The sequence below is a fragment of the Pauljensenia sp. UMB1177 genome, from assembly GCF_030217965.1.
Classification (GTDB): Bacteria; Actinomycetota; Actinomycetes; order Actinomycetales; family Actinomycetaceae; genus Pauljensenia; species Pauljensenia turicensis_A.
Window position 1 is genome coordinate 1 of record NZ_JASOOV010000007.1, and the last position, 23,658, is coordinate 23,658.

The 23,658-nt window shown below is 56.1% G+C and carries 18 protein-coding genes; 8 read left to right on the plus strand and 10 right to left on the minus strand.

The features are described from left to right. The coding region (locus QP442_RS08080) for a hypothetical protein (RefSeq protein ID WP_285069767.1) at positions 1–344 on the plus strand (344 nt) is incomplete at its 5' end. A gap of 61 nt (positions 345–405) precedes the next feature. Here QP442_RS08080 and QP442_RS08085 read toward each other — a convergent pair. Together QP442_RS08085 and QP442_RS08090 are read right to left on the minus strand one after the other, a co-directional pair. Then, positions 406–1,830 carry an NAD(P)-dependent malic enzyme gene (locus tag QP442_RS08085; RefSeq protein WP_006681802.1) on the minus strand — a complete coding sequence of 475 codons (1,425 nt, stop codon included), beginning with the start codon at positions 1,828–1,830 and terminating at the stop codon, positions 406–408. A gap of 321 nt (positions 1,831–2,151) precedes the next feature. Next, entirely contained in the window at positions 2,152–3,354 is a 1,203-nt protein-coding gene (locus QP442_RS08090) for a sugar ABC transporter permease (protein ID WP_006681803.1), read from the minus strand. Positions 3,355–3,505: 151 nt separating this feature from the next. On the opposite strand from QP442_RS08090, the gene QP442_RS08095 reads away from it, so the two are divergent. Both QP442_RS08095 and QP442_RS08100 read left to right on the plus strand, forming a co-directional pair. Then, the gene (locus tag QP442_RS08095; RefSeq protein ID WP_040318749.1) at positions 3,506–4,693 is read left to right on the plus strand and encodes an ROK family transcriptional regulator; all 1,188 of its coding nucleotides are present in this window, start codon (positions 3,506–3,508) and stop codon (positions 4,691–4,693) included. Beyond that, positions 4,690–5,439, plus strand: coding sequence for an ATP-binding cassette domain-containing protein (locus tag QP442_RS08100; RefSeq protein ID WP_006681805.1), 750 nt, complete (start codon positions 4,690–4,692; stop codon positions 5,437–5,439). Before QP442_RS08095 ends, QP442_RS08100 begins: the two co-directional genes overlap by 4 nt. A gap of 182 nt (positions 5,440–5,621) precedes the next feature. Here the strand turns inward: QP442_RS08100 and QP442_RS08105 are convergent, their stop codons facing one another. From QP442_RS08105 to gatC, 6 genes are all read right to left on the minus strand, one after another. Beyond that, the gene (locus QP442_RS08105; protein WP_006681806.1) at positions 5,622–6,749 is read right to left on the minus strand and encodes a substrate-binding domain-containing protein; all 1,128 of its coding nucleotides are present in this window, start codon (positions 6,747–6,749) and stop codon (positions 5,622–5,624) included. Between the two features lie 156 nt (positions 6,750–6,905). After that, positions 6,906–8,162, minus strand: coding sequence for an ABC transporter permease subunit (locus tag QP442_RS08110; protein ID WP_006681807.1), 1,257 nt, complete (start codon positions 8,160–8,162; stop codon positions 6,906–6,908). Positions 8,163–8,179: 17 nt separating this feature from the next. Next, positions 8,180–9,748, minus strand: coding sequence for a sugar ABC transporter ATP-binding protein (locus tag QP442_RS08115; protein ID WP_103632418.1), 1,569 nt, complete (start codon positions 9,746–9,748; stop codon positions 8,180–8,182). A gap of 343 nt (positions 9,749–10,091) precedes the next feature. Then, a complete protein-coding gene (gene gatB, locus QP442_RS08120; RefSeq protein ID WP_103632417.1) occupies positions 10,092–11,588 on the minus strand; it encodes an Asp-tRNA(Asn)/Glu-tRNA(Gln) amidotransferase subunit GatB in 1,497 nt (498 codons plus the stop codon). Next, positions 11,588–13,093, minus strand: a complete 1,506-nt coding sequence (gene gatA, locus QP442_RS08125) for an Asp-tRNA(Asn)/Glu-tRNA(Gln) amidotransferase subunit GatA (protein WP_103632416.1) — start codon at positions 13,091–13,093, stop codon at positions 11,588–11,590. The genes gatB and gatA overlap by 1 nt, the downstream gene beginning before the upstream one ends. Then, positions 13,093–13,389 carry an Asp-tRNA(Asn)/Glu-tRNA(Gln) amidotransferase subunit GatC gene (gene gatC, locus QP442_RS08130; RefSeq protein WP_040318742.1) on the minus strand — a complete coding sequence of 99 codons (297 nt, stop codon included), beginning with the start codon at positions 13,387–13,389 and terminating at the stop codon, positions 13,093–13,095. The genes gatA and gatC overlap by 1 nt, the downstream gene beginning before the upstream one ends. A gap of 129 nt (positions 13,390–13,518) precedes the next feature. On the opposite strand from gatC, the gene QP442_RS08135 reads away from it, so the two are divergent. Further along, positions 13,519–14,736: a phospholipase D-like domain-containing protein gene (locus QP442_RS08135; RefSeq protein WP_219810907.1), complete on the plus strand. Its 1,218-nt coding sequence runs from the start codon at positions 13,519–13,521 to the stop codon at positions 14,734–14,736. Between the two features lie 41 nt (positions 14,737–14,777). Here QP442_RS08135 and QP442_RS08140 read toward each other — a convergent pair whose 3' ends face one another. After that, positions 14,778–17,339, minus strand: a complete 2,562-nt coding sequence (locus tag QP442_RS08140) for an NAD-dependent DNA ligase LigA (RefSeq protein WP_103632414.1) — start codon at positions 17,337–17,339, stop codon at positions 14,778–14,780. A 139-nt stretch (positions 17,340–17,478) separates the two neighbouring features. Between QP442_RS08140 and QP442_RS08145 the strand changes: the two genes are divergently transcribed. Together QP442_RS08145 and QP442_RS08150 are read left to right on the plus strand one after the other, a co-directional pair. Next, positions 17,479–20,646, plus strand: coding sequence for an FtsK/SpoIIIE domain-containing protein (locus tag QP442_RS08145; protein WP_181002128.1), 3,168 nt, complete (start codon positions 17,479–17,481; stop codon positions 20,644–20,646). 117 nt (positions 20,647–20,763) lie between these two features. Continuing rightward, positions 20,764–21,012: a WhiB family transcriptional regulator gene (locus QP442_RS08150; protein ID WP_006681815.1), complete on the plus strand. Its 249-nt coding sequence runs from the start codon at positions 20,764–20,766 to the stop codon at positions 21,010–21,012. Between the two features lie 92 nt (positions 21,013–21,104). Here QP442_RS08150 and QP442_RS08155 read toward each other — a convergent pair whose 3' ends face one another. Next, positions 21,105–22,565: a sensor histidine kinase gene (locus tag QP442_RS08155; RefSeq protein WP_006681816.1), complete on the minus strand. Its 1,461-nt coding sequence runs from the start codon at positions 22,563–22,565 to the stop codon at positions 21,105–21,107. A gap of 44 nt (positions 22,566–22,609) precedes the next feature. On the opposite strand from QP442_RS08155, the gene QP442_RS08160 reads away from it, so the two are divergent. Then, a complete protein-coding gene (locus QP442_RS08160) occupies positions 22,610–23,089 on the plus strand; it encodes a DUF2505 domain-containing protein (RefSeq protein ID WP_219585713.1) in 480 nt (159 codons plus the stop codon). Positions 23,090–23,210: 121 nt separating this feature from the next. After that, on the plus strand, positions 23,211–23,657 hold the full coding sequence (locus QP442_RS08165) for an OsmC family protein (protein WP_103632423.1): 447 nt from the start codon (positions 23,211–23,213) through the stop codon (positions 23,655–23,657). The last annotated feature ends 1 nt before the right edge of the window (position 23,658 follow it).

The window sequence follows — 23,658 nt, forward strand, 5'->3', positions numbered from 1 at the left end:
AGCTTGCAACCACTCGGCGCAACAACAGAAACAATACCCACCCCCCACCACACCGTCAAATCAGCGCAAGCTTCAATCCGAGCGACACCACACCGCAAAAAATCCCTAAATTTCAACGAATACAGGCCAGCACCAGCATCAAAACACTAAAATGTGACCTGCGTTTGTTTCGCAACACACAAGAATTCGGACAAAAAGCGACGCAGGTCTCGCCAGATTATCCGGTAATCTGCGCACGTCAGAGCAGGTTTATAGACGAAAACAATCCGGGTGGGCGCAGCCTTTATGTCTGCGCCCACCCGGACCTCGTCAATTATTCAGCGAACGCGCCGCGCACTACGTGACACGCACACCCACGTTGCAGCGCCTTGCTGTAGGCACGTTCAGCCGACAGGGTGCAGGCCCTCAAGCATCTATGTCCTCTTGGACGGGAATATTCAGCGTCGGCAGATCACGAACCGCGGTGCGGACCGCGCGCGAAACCGCTGGAGCAACACGTCCATCGAAAACGCCGGGGATGATGTAGCTGGATGACAGCTCTTCTTCCTCGATGACGTCAGCGATAGCAACTGCTGCGACGCGCAAAACCTCGGTGGTAATTTCCTTGACCTTTGCATCCAGCAGGCCTCGGAATAAACCTGGGAATGCCAGCACGTTGTTGATCTGGTTCGGGTAATCGGAGCGGCCCGTCGCAACAACCGCCGCGTACTCCCCCGCACCAATCGGGTCAACTTCGGGCGTCGGGTTGGCTAGGGCGAACACGATTGCCCCGTCAGCCATCGTGGCAATATCGCCGGGATCCAAAATGTCGCCGTGCGAGACACCGATGAAGACATCGGCATCCTTCAGACCTTCCTTCAGATTTCCGTGAACGAGGCGCGGATTCGTTGCCTCGGCAAGAGCCTTGCGCGAGGGGTGCATGCCCTCAGTATCGTCGGCGGCAAGTGCACCCGTGCGACCGTAACCGACGATGTCTTTAGCCCCCTGCGCCAGAAGTAGACGAATAATCGCATTGCCTGCAGCACCCACGCCGGACACCACGATGCGAACGTCTTCAATCTTCTTATTGACAATCTTCAGCGCGTTGATCAGTGCGGAAAGCACGACGATAGCGGTGCCATGCTGGTCATCGTGGAAGACCGGGATATCGAGTTCTGCACGCAGGCGTTCTTCGATTTCAAAGCAACGAGGCGCGGAGATGTCTTCAAGGTTGATACCACCGTATGCGGGGGCAATCGCCTTAACAATCGAAATGATTTCTTCAGTGTCCTTCGTGTCAAGAACGACCGGCCATGCGTCCACACCGCCGAATTCCTTAAACAGAGCCGCCTTACCTTCCATGACAGGAAGAGCCGCTTCCGGGCCAATATCTCCTAAGCCGAGGACCGCAGTGCCATCAGAAACGACAGCAACCGTATTCGCCTTGATCGTCAGAAGGTGAGCCTTCTGAGGAACGTCATGGATTGCGGTGCAGACGCGGGCCACGCCGGGCGTGTACGCACGAGACAGGTCGTCGCGATTACGGAGCGGAACCTTCGAGTTGATTTCGATCTTGCCACCGACGTGAGCAAGGAAAGTCTGGTCTGCAGTAGACGACAGTGTGACACCTACCAGCCCCTTCAGCAGATTGCGAACCTCGCGACGGTGCTCCGAATCGCGCAGGTCGCAGGTGAGGTCGAGAACCATTCGGCCTCGGTTGGAATCGGCGACGTCGAGGCCTCTCACCTGAGCACCGGTTTTTGATACCGCTTCGACAAGCGATCCAATAGATAGTTTCGCTTCGTCGATTTCAACGCGGTATGAGGCGGTGTATGACGGAGAAGTTCGCATGGTGCTCTCTCTTTTCGATCGGCGCTGGCCGTAGATCAATCGTTGTTCCCATAGTACGTACGTGCCGACAGAACGGATAGTGCGCATCACCAGGTGGACAATTGTCAACAATTAGCTACGTAACGCCAGCGTGATTTCCTACCTTCGCGATCGTCCCGTTTTAGTTGGGCGCTAAGGAGTTCCCACTGTTCCGCACGCACAACTCTCGATTCACGAGGCCGGGCACACCAACGAATCGATGACACCGACACGTGCCCGTTCATCGTTGCTCTTGGCAGAGATAGCAGGCGAGAAGGTGACAGAGGCATAAACGAACAGGCTCTAGAAGCTGAATTGCGTTCGCGAAAGCTCGTGGAGCGGAGACTGTTTCTTCCCGTAGACATCAAGGGTCACAGCAGCAAGAAGAACGATGCCCTTCACTACCTGAGCACGATCAGAGCCGAGTCCAACAAGCAACAGCCCGTTCGAAAGAACCGCCATCAGCGTGGCACCAAGGACAGCACCGAAAACCGACCCGCGACCACCGGCAACTGCCGCTCCGCCGATGAACACGGCAGCGATAGCTTCAAGCTCCCATAAGAGACCATCTTGAGGCCCCACAGCCGTCGCCCGGCCTGCGAACATCATGCCCGCGAGCGCCGACAGCATCCCCATATTCACCATGACAAGGCATTGAATCTTCGTCACGCGCACACCGGAAAGGGATGCCGCCTGAATGTTTCCGCCGACAGCTTGAAGATGGCGACCAAATTGGGTCCTCGTCAACATGAAGTGGTAGATGAAAATCAGAACAAGAACCACCACACCCGGAACGGGGAAAGATGTTCCTTCACGTCCCGTACCAAACAGCCAGGTGAAGACCCCCACCAGCACGACGACAATCGCGGACTTCACCCAGGGTCGATAATCAACTCCCCGCAGTCCTAGCCGAGCGCGCCGGCGAAAATAGGTACGAACAATCGAGGTAACCGCTACCACGGCAGTAATGACACCCACGATCACCGTTGCCGTATCGATGCCGAATATGCTCCCCCAAGAAGGCAGATAACCCGAACCTAGCGTTTGAAATCTGTGAGGAAGTGGCACCGACAATGCCTGAGATTCCCACTGGACTCCACCGCGCAGAATGATCATTCCACCAACGGTGACAATAAAAGCAGGCAAACCGACCTTCGCAACAAACAGGCCTTGAATCAAGCCAATAAAAGTTCCGATCAGCATGCCAAGAAGAAGGCCAACCCACCAGGGCAAGCCAAGATTGGCAATGATGATCGCCATGGACATTGATGAGAACGCCGCGACGGAGCCAACTGACAAATCCAGCTGACCGATCGTCACCACCAGGACCATGCCGATAGCGAGGACAAAGATATGAGCGTTACCGGTGACGATATTCTGCAAGTTCGCAGACGCCAGCATGTGCGATCCCGTGATGAACTGGAAGAAGATCATCAGGGCAAGAACGAGGATTCCCATGATTCCCGCTTGACCTAAGCGTGAAGCGTCAAAGGGTAGTCGGCTCACTTCGCTCTCCTCGTTGAGTGGAATATGAACGCACAAAGGCTCGTGTTGTTTTCCTATAGTGCACCATCTTGACAGTTCAACGCACATTTTTGAACCGATTCGCCCAGCGGGCATCCACGCATCAGCCCACTTCACTGACTATCCTAGAAACGTGCCACGTTTGAACGCCCGATCCGGATCTCAATCCTCGCTCCGCGAGGCAAATTCCGCGCGCGTTCTTGACGCGATCCGAAAGTACGGGCGTATCACCCAGGTCGAGCTATCGGCAGCAACAGGTCTTGCTCCCGCAACCATTTCGAACATCATTAAACAGCTCTCGGCACAAGGAAGCGTTGAACTCACGTCAACGATTCGTTCGGGCAGGCGCGCTCAACTGGTTTCGCTCACACAATCGTCAACTCTTACCGCGGGTATCTCAATCGGACGCAGAGCACTGGATATTTACATCTCCGACGAGTCCCGCACCAGCGAATTCACGAAAGTTCTGCCACTACCGGTCGACCATAAGGCTGATACGACGCTCGACCGAGCAACGCTTCTGGTTCTTGACCTTCTTGAACAGGCAGGGCAATCGCTGGATGATCTTGCTGGTATCGGTGTTGCTTTACCTGCCCCTATTAACCCGAAAACGGGCACTCTGACCCGAAAGGGAATCATGCGAGGCTGGGAAGACATCAACATTGCTGAGGTCTTCCAACGCAGACTTGGACGCGACACGATCGTGATGAACGACGCGAACGCTGCTGTTGCCGCTGAAAACCGATTTGGTTCGCTACGCGGGTTCTCATCGTGCGCCTATATCCGAGCCTCGTATCAAACCGGCGCGGGAATTTTGGTCGACGGAAAAGCCTATTCCGGTGCCACCGGTATTGCCGGGGAAATCGGGCACGTTATCGTTGATCCTCACGGTCCTATCTGCACGTGCGGTGCTCGTGGCTGTCTGAACACGGTTGTTGGGGCGGACTACCTTGTTGACCTTCTTCGCCTGTCACGAGGTCCCATGACACTGCGTGACCTACTGTCACACGCGAATGAAGGTGACCCCGGATGCCAGCAGGTTCTTTCTGACGCAGGAAGCGCAATCGGACGAGTCATCTCTGACCTTGTCACGGTATTCGATCTCGAAGCCGTCGCTGTCGGTGGTGAGCTGATGAATGCGGGAGACACATTCTTGTCCCCTATTCAAAACGCTCTCTTCGAACGCCCCTACCTGCGCGACGAAGGAATCACGGCCTATCCGTCGAAGCTCGGCGCTGATGCCGAAGCCATCGGCGCGATGATCCTTGCACAAGACGCTTTTGTTCCCAGCTATTCAACTCACCGCCAGGAGGACCAATGACGATCCAAGGCGCTCCCCTTCTTGAAGTACGGGGACTTACAAAAACGTTCGGCGGTGTTGAAGCACTCGTTAACGTTGATTTCATCGTGAACCGTCACGAAGTCGTTGCCCTTGTCGGCGACAATGCGGCAGGGAAGTCAACGCTCGCCCGCATGCTCTCAGGAGTTTTTCCTCCGGATGAGGGAACGATCGCGCTCGACGGGGAAGAAATCAGCATCGATTCCCCGCAGCACGCATTGAAACTCGGTATTGCCACCGTCTTCCAAGAAACTGCGCTCTGCGACAACTTGGACGTTGTATCGAATATTTTCCTTGGGCGTGAAGTGTTCTCGCACCGCGCCCTTGATGACGAGGGCATGGAACTCAAAGCACGCCAATATCTTGATCAGTTGGGTTCGCATATCCCCGACGTGCGAGTCCCCCTTTTCCAGCTCACCGCCGGACAGCGTCAATGCGTTGCAATCGCGCGCACCCTGGTGACTCACCCGCGTCTGGTGATCCTCGACGAGCCCACGGCCTCTATGTCCGTGGCACAAACTGCGGAAGTACTCATCCTGATTGAGCACCTGCGCGATATGGGAATGGGGGTCATCTACATTTCCCATAATCTGACCGACGTTCAAGCTAGTGCCGACAGGGTCGAAGTTCTCCGTCACGGACACAACAACGGTTCCTTCAACTCGCGTGATACCTCAACCGACGAACTCATAGCCGCTATCACTGGCGCTTCACATATCGCGCTGTAAACGCTCCCGGCCTCGTCACTTCTTTTCGGCGACCAACTGGCCGTTATACCCCTGTCACGGCGCGCAACGTGTTTGCGCGAACGACGCTTGAGCGCCTTGGCATACACGAGTTTCGCCCCCGCCGAAAAACCGACGAGGGCGAAACCAAAGGTGAGAAAACTAGGCGATACCTAGCGGGTCAATCACTTGGCAGCGTTGACGAGCTCCATGCGGTGCGAGTCATCCTTGTAGACGTCTGCAGCGTTGTCCTTGGTGACAATCTTCGGGGTCAGCAGGAAGGACTTGACCGGGTTGCCTTCCATCGACTCGTACTGGGAATCGTCGAGGGTTGCGCCGTCGACCTTCGGGGCTGCCTCGCCCTTGGCGAGCTGGATAGCAAGATCAACAGTTGCCTTCACCAGCGGACGAGTGTCCTTGAAGATGGTGGAGTACTGCTTGCCCTGGGTGACCCAGGTGACCGACTCGTCTTCGGAGTCCTGACCAGTCACAACCGGAACCGGCTTGCCGGCCTGCTCAACAGCGGTGATGATTGCGCGGCCAAGGGTGTCGTTCGGGGAAAGAACGCCATCCGGAACCGCGTCGCCCTGGTAGGTCGAGGTCAGCAGTGCTGCCATGCGGTCCTGAGCATTCTTCGGCAACCAGCCCTGGGTGGCGACCTGCGTGAATTCGGTCTGCCCGGACTTCACAACCAGCGTGCCATCATCAATCTTCGGTTGGAGGACGTCCATTGCGCCACCGAAGAACTTCAAGGAGTTCGAGTCATCCGGGGAGCCACCGAAGAGCTCGATATCCCACGGGCTCTCGCCAGCGTTGGCTTCGAGACCTTCAAGCAATGCCTTGCCCTGAAGCTGACCAACACCGAAGTTGTCGTAGGCGATGTAGTAGTCAAGGTCGGTCGTGTTCGTCAGCAGACGATCGTATGCGATGACCTTGATGCCGGCATCCTTGGCTGCCTTCAGCTGGGTACCCAGCTGCGAACCGTCGATTGCGCCGATCACCAGAACCTGCACGCCATTTTCGATCATGGCTGCAACCTGGTTCTGCTGCTCAGCAACGCCACCGTTTGCGAACTGAATGGTGCATTCAATGCCCTGCTCTTCGCAGCTGGCCTTGAACATGTCTTCAGCCTCAACCCAGTTCTGCGAGGTCTTCTGTGGCATTGCGATGCCGACCGACATCTTGTCAGCCGAGGCCGCTGCGCCGGACTGATCGCCCGATGAGCTACCCGTATCACGGGCACCACAAGCTGCCATAGAGAATGCCATCGCTGCCGCTGCGCTGATGGCAACCGCACTCTTCAGAGTCTTCATTGTCTCTTCTTTCGTGTGTTTGTTTGGTGATTCTTGATGATTCATTCGATGTTCCCCAGCTGGCTTGCTTGGGAATATCTACGCTTTGTGGATGACTCAACGTTTGTTGAGCCCGTTGTTGACATGGCGATACGGTTTCTCCTTACCGCCCGATCATCACTTGGAGGGAGTCTTTGTTTCGCTTTGCCGAACTGCCTTTTGATTACTCAAGGCATTTTGGAAGGTGCCAATGATGGAACGCTTGCCCTGGCGCTTCGAGTAGACGTCAACGGCGACTGCGATCAAGAGGACGAGGCCCTTAATGATCTGCGTCCAGTCGGAGCCCACGCCCATCAGCTGAAGGCCATTGTTCAGGAAGGCCATGACAAGTGCGCCAACCATGGTGCCCATGATCGTGCCAACACCACCGGAAACGGCGGCACCGCCGATGAACACGGCGGCAATGGCGTCGAGTTCCCATGCATTACCGTCAGCAGGACCCGAGGCCGTCGAACGGCCGATGAACAGCATTCCCGCAACTGCGGCGAGGAATGCGGAGTTGCAGATGACGAAGAAGTTCGTTTTGATGACCTTCACACCGGTCAGTTCTGCAGCAGCCTTGTTGCCACCGATGGCGTAAATCGAGCGACCGAGGACCGTGCGGTCAGCGATGAACGAGTAGATCAGAGCCAGGATGACGACGATAACACCGGGGATTGGGAACGAGGTGCCGGGGCGACCCGTTGCAAAGATCCAGGCGACGATCAGGATTGCGCCACCGAGGACAACCATGCGAACAATCGGAACCCACATCGGGGCCGGCTCAGCTTCGAACTGCTGACGAGCCTTCACGCCGGAGATTTCCTTCCAGACGATCGCTAGGACTGCGATGACAGCCAGGATCATGGTCGGCAGGTTGAAGGGAATAACATCCGGAGCGATATCGGGCAGGTAGCCAGCGCCGAGGGTCTGGAACAGTTCGGGAACCGGGACCGTCAAAGACTTGCCGATCAGCTGGTTAGTACCGCGGAAGAGGAGCATGCCACCCAGGGTCACGATGAAGGCGGGGATTCCCCACTTTGCAACCCAGAAGCCTTGCCAGATGCCGATGAGCAGACCGACGCCGATACCCAAAACGATGGCCAAGACGGGGCTGAGGGCCCAATCACGCATAGCAACGGCAACGACGATGCCGACGGTTGCTGCGACAGAACCGACTGACAGGTCAATGTGGCCGGCAATGATGACCAGAACCATGCCGATGGCGAGAACGAGGACGTAGGTATTACCCATGACCAGGTTCATCAAGTTCTGTGCTTGGAAGACCTTGCCGTCCGTCTTGAACTGGAAGAACAGGGCAATCGCCGCCAGAGCAGCGATCATTCCGATTTGTCGGAAGTCTCCTCCGAATAGTGCTGTGAGATTCTTCTTCATTGAAGTGCCTTTAGCTTTCAGTTTTCGTTGCTGCCAGTGGGAGTGGATGAGGTGGACGTCATCAGGTGCATCAGGCTTTCCTGATCTGCCTGCTCGGTGGGCACGCACCCCGTCACTTCGCCTTCGAAAATGGTGTAGATGCGGTCTGTGATGCCCAGAAGCTCAGGGAGTTCGGACGAGATCACCAGAACAGCCTTTCCTTGAGCGGCAAGCTCCTGGATGAACGTGTAGATCTCGTACTTCGCACCGACGTCAATGCCGCGGGTTGGCTCATCCAAGATGAGAACCTCGGGGTCAGTGAACATCCACTTTGCAAGGACGACTTTCTGCTGGTTACCTCCGGAAAGCGTTCCCACGCCCGTCATCACTGAGGGCGCTTTAATACGCAGGTTCTGACGGGATTCTTCAGCGAATTTCTTGCCCTCTTCGATGTTCAACGCGCCGTGGTGGCGGATCTTCGAAAGCTTGGCTGAAACAACCGACTGGTGGATCAGTTCCAGAAGGTTGAGACCCAGCATCTTGCGGTCTTCAGAAAGGTAAGCAATGCCAGCGTCGATAGCTTCAGGGACGGAGTTCGCTTTCACCTTCTTGCCGTCGATAAAGACTTCGCCGCCCTCGTGGATACCGTAGGAATGACCGAAGACGGAACGAGCCAGCTCTGTACGACCGGCACCCATCAGACCCGCAAGGCCGACCACTTCACCGGCACGGACGTTGATGGACGAGCCCTTGCAGACGAAACGCTCGGAGTTCAGCGGATGGCGTACCCACCAGTCCTTGACCTCGAACTTCACTTCGCCCGGATGCGACTTCTTGTCCGGGTAGCGGTTTTCAAGGGAACGACCGACCATCAGGCGAATGATCTCGTCCTGGTCGATCTTTTCCTTGTCGGCGTCCATCCAGCCGACCGTCTTGCCGTCACGAATAACCGTGATGGCATCAGAGACGGCAGCAACTTCGTCGAGCTTGTGCGAGATCATGATCATCGCGACGCCGCGTTCGCGCTGCTTGCGCATCAGGTCGAGAAGGTGGGCTGATTCTTCCTCGTTGAGTGCCGAAGTGGGCTCGTCGAGGATCAGGAGCTTGACGTCCTTTGCAAGTGCCTTGGCAATTTCAACAAGCTGCTGCTTACCGACACCCATGTCTTTAATCAGAGTGTCTGGGTTTTCATCCAATCCAACTTCGGCCATGTACGTAAGGGCGCGTTGCTTGGTTTCGTTCCAATCGATGACGCCGTGTTTCTTGACCTCGTTGCCCATGAACATGTTCTCAGCGACGCTGAGCTGCGGGATAAGAGCAAGTTCCTGGTGAATGATGACGATGCCGGCTTTTTCAGAGTCGCGAATGTTCGAGAATCGAACTTCGTTGCCTTCGTAGAAAATGTCGCCCGTGTAAGTGCCGTGCGGGTGCACGCCCGACAGCACTTTCATCAGGGTCGACTTGCCAGCACCATTCTCGCCACAGATCGCGTGGATCTCAGCGTTGCGTACCTGGAGGTTGACGTCATCAAGTGCGACGACACCCGGGAAGACCTTCGTGATGTTGCGCATCTCCAGGACGATGCGCTCACGACGTGTGTTGGTCATTGGTTCTCCGCTGAACTGTTGACAGATAGTTGTGTGATGGAAAGTCACCACCGTTGGCGCATTTCCATGACTCATAGTGTGCACTGTGCGGAGGGCGAAAAAGCCTTATCTACACGAACTGTAACTAAACCGTTATATTGAATTCACGACATAAACTCAATGACTGCACGATATCTATCTCCCGCAGAAATCCAGGGTTTTCACCAAATTACAGCCATGTCATTCGTGCGCCATACGCTCAGTTTTCGCCATCAACGAGGCCACTCACGGGCCTGAGGGAATAGAAAGCTGGGCGGTGGATTATCATCCACCGCCCAGCGACACTTCAATCAAGCGCGACGCTTCAGGCTCCCACCATCTCCATGATGAGTTCACGCACGCGAGCTGCGTCCGCCTGACCACGTGTCGCCTTCATGACAGCCCCCACAAGTGCGCCAGCAGCTGCGACCTTGCCACCCTTGATCTTCTCGACCACATCAGGATTGGCATCCAGCGCATCCTGAACAGCCTTCGAAAGCGCACCGTCGTCAGAAACAACCTCAAGACCGCGAGCCTCGACAACCTCGGTCGGCGAGCCTTCACCAGCCAAAACGCCTTCCAGCGCCTGACGAGCAAGCTTGTCATTGATGCGACCAGAATCGATCAAGCCCTGCAACTCAGCAATCTGAGCGGGCGTGACAGGCATATCTTCGAGCGACAGTTCGCGTTCCTTCGCGCGACGGCTGAGTTCGCCCATCCACCACTTACGAGCGGACGCAGGATCGACACCAGCCTCAACGGTGGCCTCGATAATCTCCAACGCACCAGCGTTGATGACATCGCGCATCTCCATATCGGCATAGCCCCACTCTTCGCGCAAGCGACGACGCTTCGCAACAGGAAGCTCAGGAAGCGAGGCACGCAGTTCCTCAACCCACTGGCGCGAAGGAGCAACAGGAACCAGGTCCGGCTCGGGGAAGTAACGGTAGTCTTCAGCATCCGACTTATCGCGGCCCTGCGAGGTGGAACCGTCTTCCTCGTGGAAGTGACGGGTTTCCTGGTTCACCGACCCACCGGCAGAAAGGATCGCACCCTGACGCTGCATCTCGTAGCGAACAGCGCTAGCGATACCGCGGAACGAGTTCACATTCTTCGTTTCCGTACGAACACCCAGAGGAGATTCCGGAGTATCGCGAAGAGAAACGTTGATATCTGCTCGAACATTACCGCGCTCCATACGAGCCTCGGACACACCGAGCGCACGGAAAATATCACGCAGAGTCTGAACGTAGGCAGCAGCCACCTCAGGAGCACGCTCCCCTGCACCTTCGATCGGGCGGGTCACGATCTCCACCAGCGGAACGCCCGCACGGTTGTAGTCAACCAGCGAGTGATCGGCTCCGTGAATACGACCCTCAGCACCACCGACATGCGTGTTCTTACCTGCGTCTTCTTCCATGTGTGCGCGCTCAATCTGAACGCGGAACAGACTACCGTCTTCAAGCTCGACATCCACGTAACCATCGTGAGCAATCGGCTCATCAAACTGCGACGTCTGGAATGCCTTCGTCAAGTCCGGGTAGAAGTAGTTCTTACGCGCAAAACGGCAGTACTCTGCGATTTCACAGTTCAGCGCAAGACCGATCTTGATCGCGTATTCAACTGCAGTGTGGTTCACAACCGGAAGACACCCGGGAAGACCCAGCGAAACCGGAGTAACGTAGGTGTTCGGGTCTCCACCAAAGGCATTCGGCGCCGCATCGAACATCTTCGTCTTCGTACCGAGCTCAACGTGAACCTCGATGCCAAGAACCGGATCAAAGTTCGCGGTCACATCCGCGTAATCCATGAGTTCACTCATCAGTTTTCCTCCCAAGAGCTCGCCGGGCAAGCGCCCGCCACATCATCACTGAGCGCTTCAACCAAAGCAGCAGCTTGGTACATCTTCAGATCGTGGTGCGCAGGCGCAATAATCTGGAAGCCGATCGGCAGTCCTTCGGACGAAAGCGCATTCGGAACACTCATCGCGGGGACACCGGCGAGGTTCGCCGGGATCGTCGCAATGTCATTGAGGTACATCGCCATCGGGTCGTCAATCTTGTCGCCGAACTTGAACGCCGTCGTCGGAGCGGTCGGCGAAACAAGAACGTCGACCTCTTCGAAAACACGCGCAAAGTCGCGCTGGATCAGGGTACGAACCTTCTGAGCGCTGCCGTAGTAGGCGTCGTAGTAGCCGGCCGACAGGACGTGCGTGCCGAGGATGATACGACGCTTGACCTCGTCGCCGAAGCCAGCTTCACGGGTTGCAGCCATCACGCGCTCAGCAGTCACGGGCCCCTCGGAGGGCTCAACGCGAATGCCGTAACGCATACCATCGAAGCGAGCAAGGTTCGAAGAAACCTCAGCCGGCATGATCAGGTAGTAGGCCGCGAGCGCATAGTCGAAGCTCGGGCACGACACCTCTTTCACCTCTGCGCCAGATTCTTCAAGCTTCTTCACGGTCGCGTTGAAGGCTTTAAGAACGTCGGCTTCGTAGCCTTCGCCCGACAGTTCCTTCACCACGCCTACCTTCAGGCCAGCCATGGACTTGGTGCCTGCGACAGTTTCAACGCCGTCGACGAGGTTCCCAACAGGCTCGTTGAGAGACGTGGAATCGAGCGGATCATAGCCACCCACAAGCTCGGTCAGAACTGCAGCGTCAGCGACGGTGCGGGTAACCGGACCAATCTGATCAAGCGACGAGGCCATGGCAATCAGGCCGTAACGCGAAACAGCACCATAGGTCGGCTTCGCACCAACCGTGCCCGTCACTGCACCCGGCTGGCGGATCGAACCACCGGTGTCAGAGCCCAGCGCCAGCGGAACCATGTAAGCAGCAACCGCAGCAGCGGAACCGCCACCAGAACCACCGGGAATACGCTCGATATCCCACGGGTTCAGGGTCGGACCGAACGCGGAGTGCTCGGTCGACGAGCCCATTGCGAACTCATCCATATTCGTCTTACCAACGACCGGCAGACCAGCTTCGTGGATCTTCTTCACGATCGTTGCGTCATACGGAGGACGCCAATCGCCCAGAATCTTCGACGCACACGTCGTCGGGATTCCACGGGTCACCATGTTGTCCTTCAAAGCAATCGGAATACCCGCAAGGCGGTGCAGTTCCTCGCCGGCCTGGCGCTTCGCATCAACCTCGGCCGCGGTCTTCAGAGCGCCCTCGCGGTCGATGAAAAGGAAAGCATTGATCTTAGGATTCAGTGCCTCAATACGGTCCAAGCACGCAGTTGTCAGTTCAACCGACGTGATCTGACCTGCGGCCAGCATGTCAGCCAGCTCAAGCGCGGACTTCTTCAGCAGTTCGTTCATCATTCCTCCCCCAGGATCTGCGGAACAAGGAACATCCCATCTTCGCTTGCAGGCGCCTGCGAAAGAACTTCATCACGGTCAAGAGTTTCTGTGACCACATCTTCACGCCAGACATTCGTCAGCGGAATCGGGTGAGAGGTTGCGGGAACATCCGGGGTCGCGACCTCGGACACCTTAGCAACTGAAGTAGCGATAACGTCGAGCTCCCCAGCAATACGTTCAATTTCGCCTGGAGTCAATGCGATTCGGGCCAGCTCCGCGACGCGGGCGACCTCGTCAGTACTGATTCGTGACATAGTTGCAATCTTAGCGCCTAGCACTAATAAGCGGGATTCGCGCCCACGCCGTAATCCACACGAGGCCGTAGAATCAGCTTCATGAGATTCCCGCGTAAAAGACTCATCAGCGCCGAAACCTTAGGACTGATGAAGAAGACGGCGATCGGCATCACCATCGCACAGGCAACCGCCATCGTCACCGTCCACGCCGTCGACCATATGCGTAAGCAACGTGTCCCCGGTGGCCGACACGGATTCCCGACCCTCGAACCAGCTGACATACAAATCCCACGTGGCATGGTGCGAACCTATACGGAGGGGCATTCCCTATACGCGGATATGCTCCACGCAATCCAGAACGCGACAGACCATATTTACTTTGAATCATTCATTTGGCGCGCAGACGAATGGGGCCAGCGTTTTAAAGACGCGCTCATCGCAGCAGCCCGACGTGGAGTCAACGTCTACTGCGTGTACGACGGTTTTGGAGTTCTCAATCAAGATCCACGCTTCTATTTCTTCCCCGATATTCCACACCTATGGGTTCGTCGCTTCCCCGCGATTCGTTCTGGTCTCTTGACTTTGAATCTGCGGAACACGGGCCAGGACCATCGCAAGATCCTCGTTGTTGATTCCACCGTTGGATTCGTCGGTGGCTACAACATTGGCAACCCCTTCGCCAACGAATGGCGCGATACCCACGTTCGCGTGACTGGCGATGCCGTGTGGGAGCTAGAAAACGGGTTCGTCGATTTCTGGAATCACTTCAAACCCCATCGTGCGCCCCAGTTGCCCGACACCGGAGCGAAGAAGTGGCATGCAGAAGTCACCGCCGCATTCAATGCACCCCAGCGAATCCTCTACCCGATTCGTGGAATGTACATCGACGCGATCGAGCGCGCGACCAGCCACATTCTGATTACCACCGCCTACTTCATCCCCGATAAAGAGATTCTTCAAGCCCTGATCGCAGCAGCAAAACGCGGAGTGAAGGTCAAGGTTCTGATCCCCGAATACTCCAACCACATCATGGCTGACTGGGTAGCACGCCCCTACTACGGCTCCCTGCTTCGCGAAGGCATCGAGATCTGGCTCTACCAGCACGCCATGGTTCACTCCAAGACGATGAGCATCGACGGCATGTGGTCAACGATCGGTACTGCCAACATCGACCGCCTCTCCATGCGAGGCAACCACGAAGTCAATATGCAATTCCATTCGCGCGAGCTTGCCCAGCACATGGAAGAAATCTTCGACAACGACCTCACCACCGCTCGTCAATACACGATCGGCGAATGGGAAGGCCGGAATATGCTCACTCGTATCACCGAGTATCTTCTGCATCCCTTTGAATTCATGGTCTAAAACCCATCTGAGCTACCGGCCGGCAACGCTCAGACACGTTTTCATCCGAGATTCAAGGCTTCAAGCCCACCGTTCAGCAGGTCATTAAAGCGTGTCTCATCGATCACGGGCACCCCCAGAGCCTCGGCCTTTGTAGCCTTTGACCCTGCGCCCGGACCTGCGACGACCAACGATGTCTTCTTCGAAACAGAACCGGCTGCCTTACCACCGCGCGCCACGATTGCCTCCTTCGCGCCTTCACGGTCATAACCGGGCATCGTTCCCGAGACAACAATCGTGAGCCCGGCAAGAACCTGCGACACCTGCTGCGGTGGCTGATCAGCCATCTTCACACCAGCGTGACTCCATTGCTCAACGAGTTCCTGATGCCAATCGACACTAAACCAATCAATCAGGGCCCCGCCGATGACCGGTCCGACGCCCTCGATTCCTGATAGTTCATCAAGTGAGGCGTTGCGAACGGCATCCATCGAACCGAAATGATCTGCAATTGCACGGGCAGCCGTCGGACCGACGTGGCGAATCGACAGGGCAACAAGAACTCGCATCAGCGGAGCGGACTTTGCTTTTTCTAGCTCGTCAAGAAGGGCAAGAGTTCCCTTCGAGGCTTCCGTTTCACGAGGTACATACGTTGTGTCCCCGTCCTTGTCCTTTTTGGCAATGAATGCTTTTGTCCAGAAGAAGCGAACCTGCTTGTAGTGTGACACATCGGAGTCATCGTCTTTAACAGCCCTCCATACGAACACGTCACGAAGGTCTTCGGCCTTGAGGTCAAAGATTTGCGCTTCGCCGTGGAGCACCGGAGTCTGCGGGGCTGGCAGAAGAGCTTCCGCGCTGGCCAGTTGATCCGCCGGAGAAAGATCGTCAGCATTATCAAGACGCAGTCGCGTTCCATCTTCTAAGAACACATCGTGGCCCGCTACAAGTGCGGAAGCAACATCTTCTCTGAGGTTTTCAGGTTGGGTCAGAGCCATCGCAACTTCCCCACCCAAACCTTCAATATCCAACGCGGAACGAGCACCCAAGTGGGCAACTCGTTCGGTCAGCTGAGCAGGACAGTGTGCCTTATTCAGACATCGAAGGTCCACATCCCCGTCCTTCTCAGCTAAAAGCGGGCTACCGCACGAAGGGCACGCGGTCGGCATGACGAAAGCGCGTTCTTCCCCTGTTCGCGCAGCCAACACCGGGCCTAAGATTTCCGGAATGATATCCCCCGCTTTACGCAGGACAACGATATCGCCGATCAGAACGCCCTTACGTTGAACTTCCTCGGCGTTGTGGAGCGTTGCTCGCGAAACATTGGAACCGTCAACCAGTACTGTTTCCATGACGCCAAACGGAGTCACCCTGCCGGTGCGCCCAACCTGGACACGGATATCGAGGAGCCTAGTGTGGACCTCTTCGGGCGGGAACTTGTACGCGACCGCCCACCTGGGTGCGCGCGACGTGAACCCCATGCTTTCTTGAAGGGCAACATCGTTCACTTTCATGACGACACCGTCGATGCCGTAGTCCATCTGAGAGCGTTGCTTCCCTAACTCGCCGATACGGGCAACAATCTGATCGAGCCCCGTCAGCAGACGCGTCTGATCTGGAACCGTGAAACCCCATTCTTTGAGCTGAAGGTATCGTTCCCACTGAGTGGTAGGCGCCGAGAAACTATCCCCCTCTTCAACGAATCCGATACCGTGCGCAAGCATGGACAACGATGAAACACGTTGGTCTTGCAACGCGCGTGCGCGTAGCTGAATCTCGTAGTCGGGGCCCTGTGTGACCTCGTCGGCGGATGTTTCTTTCAAACGAAGGGTGCCAGCCGCCGCGTTACGCGGATTCACGAACGTGGAAAGCATCGGCAAGGGACGCTGACGCTTCTTCTTTTCAAGTAGCGGAGTCTGAAACCCGCCAAGGGCATCCTTGTTCTGCGCGCGAATCTCTCTGTTCTTTCGGGCGATCTGCGCGTTATCCGCATCCAGGGTTGCGTTGGCGACTTCACGGCGACCGTTCTCGGCGATACGCCAGGCATTTTCGGCTTCGATATCAGCATTCAGTTTTTCAAAATCAGCGATCGGGATGTAGACCTCTCCGCGGATTTCAATGCGGTGCGGAATATTTTTCCCCTGCATTGACTGCGGAATAGTCGCGATCTTGTCAGCGTTTGAGCGCACGTCTTCACCGACGAACCCGTCGCCCCTGGTGGCCGCGCTGACGAGTTTGCCGTCTACGTATGTCAGGTTGATGGCAAGACCGTCAATCTTGACCTCGGTTGTCATCTGAACTTCATCGAGCCCAGAATCTGCCCGCATCCGAGCTTCCCATTCGCCGAGTTCTTCGAAAGAAAAGACGTCGTTAATGGACGTCATCTGAGCCAGGTGACGGATCGTGGTTGTTGTCTGGTCGGCGGTGCCGCCAACACTCGCGGCGGGAGAATCCGGGGTGACAAGTTCGGGGTGGTCGCGTTCGAGTTCCTCGAGCTCGCGGAAAATAATGTCGTAGTCAGCATCTGACATTTCGGGTGAGTCAGAGTCGTAGTAGGCGGCATTCGCCCGTTGGATGACCCGGACAAGGCCGTCGTGACGTTTCTTTAGAGACTCTGTTTCACTCATGGATTCATTGTTCCATTAGCCATGGAGGAATGTCTTTGCAGGCATGCCTGTGGATACTTTTCAAGTTATCCACAATTCGTCTCTTTTGCGTTTGTTTCCCTGCTTCTTCCCTCGCCACACTGACACTGAAGGAGGAATGATGAGTGACATCGCGCTACAAGCCATGGCATCTCCCATGCATTTAGCCTGTGTGCGCGGAGTGGACGCTGGTCTCGTTTTCCCTCTTCCGTCTTCCGTGGGACGAGGCCGCGATCATTTCATCGTCGACCAGCAGATATCGCGCGATCACGCGAACATCATTCGGGCAAAGAAAGGGTTTCGTCTTTACGATACGGGCTCAACAAATGGAACCCTGTTGACCTTGGGACTACTGCGTCGTCGGGTACAAGGGAAGCCTCGAAAGTTCCGGCGACGGATGGTCCTGCATTTAGGACGCGATACATTCGTCCTGCGTGGCAGGCCTCGAAAATACACATGGCAGGAAAGCCGAAAAGTGTCCATGCGCACTTTCCTTGCTTTCTTCCCCTTCATCACAATGGCGCTATTCTTAGGCGTCCGGCTGGGATCTTTCCGTTACGTTACATACGGACTAGGAGCTTTGGCCGTCGGACTCGTCCTGGTGACGCTGGGAATTCGTCTGCGACGAAAGAAACAGCACGTTCGACTCGACCCAGCTGGGCTTGCCATCATGCTGGCTTTTCTTCAAGCGCAAGGACAATCTGCACGTGGCGGACACACCGCTAGGCAACGCTCGCATCCTGATCGCTGGCAACGCAGAACGAACAGGACACCTCAAGATACATATCCAATCAATCAAAGAGTGCGCGTTTCTTTCCCCGGCTCCCTCCGTCGACTCACGCTCCGGCTCGATTCGCCCTGTGCAATCGCGTGTATCGGAGACGACGCACGCGCCACCGCATCGTGGATTGCTGGCAACATCATCGCAGTATCTCGTGGCGGATACGTCATCACAGACTCCTCAGAGGAATACGCGTTTGGCAACGGCGGACCAACAATCCACATCATGCGTGGCCACCAGTGTCCCCACTGCATGGCGTCCTTGGATACTGCGCCCGCCTCTCTGAGCGATCGGGAACGCGATGACAATCCTTGGCACGTTGCCATTGGCATGGGATTAGAAGATGTTCCGCCCTGGTGCACCCTCAACGTTGAAAAACGAATGTCATGCGCTCCACGCTGGTGGGAGCAGTTTGAACCCGTATCCACCGGCTCATCCTTGCCCACCAGCGTCGATTTGTGTTCATTGCTTGCACACACCACCGGCAATTCCAGCCACGATGGAACACATTTAAGCATCCCCATCGGAGTCAATGACGCCGGCACCCTCACCATTGACCTCGTCAATGATGGACCGCACGCGTTGCTGGCAGGCACAACGGGATCGGGGAAGTCAGAAGCCCTCATCACCTGGATTCAAGCCTTAATCAGCACATACACGCCAGCAGAAATACGCATGATCCTGATTGATTACAAGGGAGGAGCAACCTTTCACCGCTTCGAGTCGGCTCCACACGTCGACCGAGTGTTCACTGACCTCGATCCCGCCCAGACGCGAAGGGCTCTCAGAGGATTAACATCGCTACTTCTGCGACGCGAACAAGAGTTCTCGCACCTTGGTTTCCCCGACTATGCAACCTGGGCCCGCGCTCATCGTGACGGTACCGCCACCTGTCCACCGCCCAGAATTATCATCGTCATCGACGAATTCAGAGTCCTCGTCGACGCACACAAAGATGGAAGCGTCATCATCAACCGACTTACAGCCCAAGGACGCTCACTGGGCGTGCATTTGATTATCGCTACACAACGTCCCGGCGGAGCCGTCAGCTCTGCCATGCGAGCAAACATCGATATCCGCATTGCGCTTCGTTGCCTGTCGGATTCAGATTCAATCGACGTGATTGGCGATGCGAGGGCCTCTCACCTCGAACGGATTCCCGGAAGAGCAATCTGGGCTGATCGCGGGCTTTTTCAATGCGCATGGAGCCCCAACAGCACGACCGCTGCGCAACGCGCAGATCCACACTGTGCGCCGAAGAGTTGCGACACATCAATACCGCGCACGACGACTCAGAACGAACAGTGGAAACCATTGGCGTGGGCTCCATTCCTTCCTCCGTCCATCACTTGGGAAGAGCTCGACCTCCTTTCGAAAGAAGCTCCACACGTTGCAGGAGTACCGCTTGGGCTGGGCGATGGTGTCGATTCTGGAGCACATACACCCGTGAGATGGAAAAGCGGGAACATCATCGTCCGCGCCCCAGCACATCACACAACCGAAACTGGCTCACTTGTTCGCCAGATAGCAACTCGGATTTCAACCCACTCATCGTGGGAGATCGACCTGATTGATGCTCAGGCACCCCCCTCGCCCACTACCCGTGGACTAACGATCCGGGAAGGTCAAGATATTGCCACCCTGTTCGAGCAAGCGAAACACCATACTCCTCGAATCATTGCAATCACTGACATCGCGGCCTCTCGCCACGAACTTGAACGAATCTACGGACTTGTTGTTGCCGAAGAGATCTGGACGAACGGAATCGAAGAATGTACCCAACGTGGCGTTGTCTTCATCATGGGAAGCCTCGATACTCACCCTCTTACTCGCTTCGATCGTTCACTGGCTTCGCTCCTCATTGAACGACCCGATACGTCCGAACCTCACTATCGCGCCTCGTCCGCGACCGAGGAGCCGTGCGAACCTGGCCAGTGGTGGGTTGAAGCGGATCATCAGCGAACCCTGGCTCTTTTTCCTTCAACAGACCTCGCGAAGAAAAACCGGGGAGCGGAGGCATCGCTTGTTGCACCGACCAAAGATTGCTACGGAGGTTTCACCCACCCAGATAGTGCTCAGCTATTGATTGGCCCCGGGTGGGAGGACTTCGACGTCTACGTCTGCACACACCTATTCACTGCGCACACCCAGCCTGAACAGAACAAGAGGCTTTCGGATTGGATAATTATGCATAACGAGTCGCAGGTAATTCAGACAATTTTGAGACACAACCTCACTTCACTCGGCATTAACAATCCACACATTGAGACTCTGAGTCCTACTCAATGGCCTCGTCTGGCTATCCAAGAGCAAACGAACCTTCTCATCATTGATCCGCCACCAGATTTCATACGATCTTTCAAACACTCGACAAATCGGCTCCAAACCTCACTTTTTGCCCGACGGTGGAAGGAAAACACAGGCATTATTCGTGTCGCTGGACACTTCGATCGAGTTGCATTGAGTTGCTCTGAGCACCGACGTGACAACTTGCACACCAAATTTTGATGGGTTATGCCCTGCACCTCTTGCCCCCGCACATTTATTCACCGACACTTATCAATGGAATTCGGCGCGCCAATGGGCGCAGTCGAAAATGCGTGAACGAATCCAAGGAGCTGTGAAATGGACTGGCGGAGTAAGGCTGCCTGCTTGAGTGTTGACCCCGAACTGTTTTTCCCGATCGGAAATACAGGTCCGGCAATTGCTCAGGCCGCGGAAGCCAAAGCCGTGTGCCACAGCTGCTCAGTCGAAGCGACCTGTCTGCAGTGGGCAATCGAAAACAACCAGGATTCTGGTGTGTGGGGTGGCTTGAGCGAAGAGGAACGTCGTTCGCTCAAGCGTCGTGCAGCACGTGCACGACGCGCATCCTGATTTAAACGTTCAGCGTGTGGGGGTCGCTCTTGAGAGCCGACCCCCACACGCTTTTAACGCCCCTTACCTACTAGGCACACATCCGTTCGGAATCAGACCTCATCCAAGTGAATCTTCAAGGTGACAACCGTTCCACCTTCGGGGCGCAACGACCAGTCAATCGAACCATTCAGGTCACCACGCACCATCTGCTTGACAATTTGAGTTCCCAGACCACTCATCGGGGTTCCCGGTTCAAAACCGACGCCGTCATCAGCGACCTTGACCGTCATCGTTTCACCCTCGCGTTGAACGGACACGACAATCGTTCCATCACGTTCTGCCAGACCGTGTTCAACAGAGTTTGTGACCAGTTCGTTCAAAACGGTTGCTAGAGCTTGAGCTTGATCAGCGGCAATAACCCCGAAGGAACCGTCGGTAATAACTTCCACGCTTCGATCAGTAACAGCGACCGCACCCGCAAGACGCAGAACCGAGCGCGCGACCTCGTCAAAGTCAACAGTTTCATCGACGTTCTGAGATAGGGCCGCGTGGACCGTTGCGATTGCCTGAACTCGACGTTCTGCCTCCGCGAGCGCATCCTTGACATCTTGGCGTTCCGAGCGACGCGATTGCAGTCGAAGCAGAGCCGAAACGGTCTGCAGATTGTTCTTCACGCGGTGGTGGATCTCGCGGATCGTCGCATCTTTCGTCATGAGTTCCTGTTCACGACGTCGAACTTCAGAAATGTCGCGCGTCAGAATGACGGCTCCAAGACGCGTACGGCCTTCCGTGAGGGGGAGAGCGCGCATCGTAATGGTGGAAGCATGGCTTGAGATTTCGGTTCGCCACGAGGCACGTCCCATGACGACAACCGCCATGGATTCTTCGATCATGGATTCGTCGGCGATCACGTTGGTGATCTCTTGGGCGAGGATCTTGCCTCGCACTGCGTTGCGGATACCGAGGCGTCGCAAACACGAGGTGGCGTTCGGCGTTGTTTCGAGGACCTTGCCGTCGGGGTCGATCAGGATGACACCATCGAGGACACGCGGGACGCCACGAGCAGTCACCGCGGGGGTCGTGTCATAGGGATATTCACCGCGCGAGATCATCTGGCAGAGGTTGTCTGAGACCTGGGCTGCCCACGAGTCAAAGCCTAGGGAGAATCGCGGTGAAGAAAGGTTGGATTCGCGGGTGACAACTGCGATGACGCGCCCATCGTGAAGGACGGGGATGCAGGTTTCCATCATCGAGTAGGTGCCTGCCCAGCGTGCAGCCGGGGATTTAACGACTTGTCCGGTTGCGATCGCGCGACGGAATTCGATTTCGCGCGCTACGGGTAGGTGGAGGCCGATGATGTCATCGATGTGAACGGTTGTTGATGTTGCCGGTCGAGAGTGGGCAACTGCGATGAAACGTTCATCGTCGGTGGGAAGCCAGAGAACAAGGTCTGCTGCGCTCAAGTCTGCAAGGACTTGCCAGTCTGCGAGGAGCAGGTGGAGCCACTCAATGTCCTTCTCGGTCAGGGCATCGCTCGAGGCTACCTCTGCCAGTTGTGTCAGGCTTCTCATAGGATTGATAGTAGCCGTTGGAAAACGTGAAGAGATGAGTGCCCATGGAGTTTTCAAAGTCGTTGACGTATCCGGTGCCCCTTGCCGACTTTCAAGCAATGAGCGTTGACCCCGATTTTGTCCGTGGGCGTTTCGCGCATTTTTGTCAGGATCTTCAGGTTGAACACTTCGCCTCGGGCGTTCGAGCTCACGGCAGTGTTGATCCTGGTGTTCTGCCAGCTCAAGTGCGTCAGATGATTCGCGGAGAGTTGCGCCTTGCGTTGAGTGAAGAGTTTGTTCACGAGGCCGCGCTCACTGCCTCGACGCAGCTCTCATTTGAGGGCGCGCCCGTCGCAGTCACTATGACCTCGCATTTTTCTGGGTCGAGCGAAACGCTTCGCCAGGTTGAAGGTGAAGTGAAAGTGGCAATTCCCTTCTTTGGCGCTCGCATTGAAAGTGAAGTGTTGAAGCACGTCGATGAGATTCTCGATGAAGAGCTGAAGCTCGCTTCCGCCTGGCTTCAGCGCGGAAGTAGCGAAGTCTGACCTGCCCCGTCAACTGGGAAGGTAAAAACGCGACGAAAACGGATTTATTCCACTTTTTCTCGTGATATCTTCATCGCCTTCTCAACGCGCACGGATGCGAATAATCGGTGAGAATAATGGCATGAGTGAAACACAAGAGACCCCTGTTTTGTCCCCCGCCCTCTACTTGCAGCGTGAAGGCATCCGCCAGTACTCGGCGACTAATCCTCGTGGCGCCCAAGTTCTGGTTGGTGAGGGCCCCGGCCGTTTCTCTCCCGGTGAACTTCTGAAAATTGCGGTCGCAGGCTGTAACGCAATGTCGTCCGACAAGCGTCTGACCGATCGCCTTGGCGAAGACTTTGAGCAGGTCGTGGCTGTCTCCGCGCAGTACCTCGAAGGCGAAGATCGCTTCACCCACTTTGATGTGGAACTGATCCAGGACCTCTCAAGCGTGGATGAGGAAGAGCGCGAGAAGATGATTCGTCGCGCATCGGGCGCCATCGAGCGTAACTGCACCATCGGTCACACCGTGACCAAGGGTGCCACCTATGAAAAGACCTTCACGAACGAATCCCTTTCAGAGGACTGAC